Raw genomic sequence first — 1,126 nt, 5'->3', positions numbered from 1 at the left:
TGTCCTGAGTCGTTAATTCGGGTGCAGTATTTGGCGATCGAATCGAGGATCTGGTCAGCGGTCTTGGTCCAGACGTAGGGCCGGGGATTGGCGTTCCAGGTCTTGATCCAAGCGCGAATGTCGGCGTTCAGTTCGCGGACCGAGCGGTGGGTGCCTCGCTGCAGTTTCTTGGTAGTCAGCTCACCGAACCAGCGTTCGACTAGATTCAGCCAGGAACTGCTGGTCGGGGTGAAGTGCAGATGGAAACGCGGGTGAGCCAGCAGCCACCGCTTGATCGCCGGGGTTTTGTGGGTGGAGGCGTTGTCCAGCACGACGTGCACGTCGAACTCGGCAGGCACGTTGCGGTCGATCGTGGTCAGGAACTTCTTGAACTCGATGGCCCGGTGCCGTTGGTGCAGTGACCCGATCACGGTGCCGGTGGCCAGGTCTAACGCGGCGTACAGGCTTGAGGTGCCGGCTCGTTTGTAGTCATGGGTGGCGCGGGCCGGCACACCGGGCAGCATCGGCAGCACCGGTGCGGTGCGATCGAGCGCTTGGATCTGACTTTTCTCATCGACGCAGAGCACCACTGCCCGTTCCGGCGGATCGAGATAGAGCCCGACCACGTCGCGGACCTTGTCGATGAACAGCGGATCCTTCGACAGTTTCCACGCGTCCTGGCGATGCGGTTGCAACCCGAACGCCCGCCAGATGCGTGACACCGCCGATTGCGACAGGCCGACTTCGGTGGCCATGCCCCGGGTCGACCAGTGGGTCGCGTCTTTCGGGGCGGTCTCCAAGGTTCGCGTGATCACCTGCTCGACGTGGGTATCGGTGACCGTCCGGGGCCGGCCCGGCCGTGGCTCGTCGAGCAACCCGTCCGACCGGTCGCGCAGGAACCGCGATCGCCATTTCCGTGCTGTGGCCACGGAAATCGCCAGCTTCTCCGCGATCGCGGTGTTGCCCAGACCCTCTGCCGCGGCCAAGACAATCCGGGCTCGGACCGCCAGACCGTTCGATGAGGTCGTCCGGCGCGACCACGCCACCAACTCGGCCCGCTCAGCGTCGGACAACCTCACCACAGCAGCAACAGGACTCGGCATCAGCCGAACCTACCAGCTAGATAGCAATTAATGACTCAGGACAC

Annotated in this window: 1 protein-coding gene; it reads right to left on the bottom strand. The window is 63.7% G+C overall.

Annotated features, from left to right (window positions below; genetic code table 11):
* The coding region (locus tag Ani05nite_RS40690; protein ID WP_203777565.1) for an IS630 family transposase at positions 1 to 1,082 on the bottom strand (1,082 nt) is incomplete at its 3' end.
* Between the last annotated feature and the right edge of the window lie 44 nt (positions 1,083 to 1,126).

The sequence above is a fragment of the Actinoplanes nipponensis genome (assembly GCF_016862275.1).
Taxonomy (GTDB): domain Bacteria; phylum Actinomycetota; class Actinomycetes; order Mycobacteriales; family Micromonosporaceae; genus Actinoplanes; species Actinoplanes nipponensis.
The sequence above is the reverse complement of the archived record's forward strand: the minus strand, read 5'-3'. Positions and strand labels throughout refer to the sequence as shown.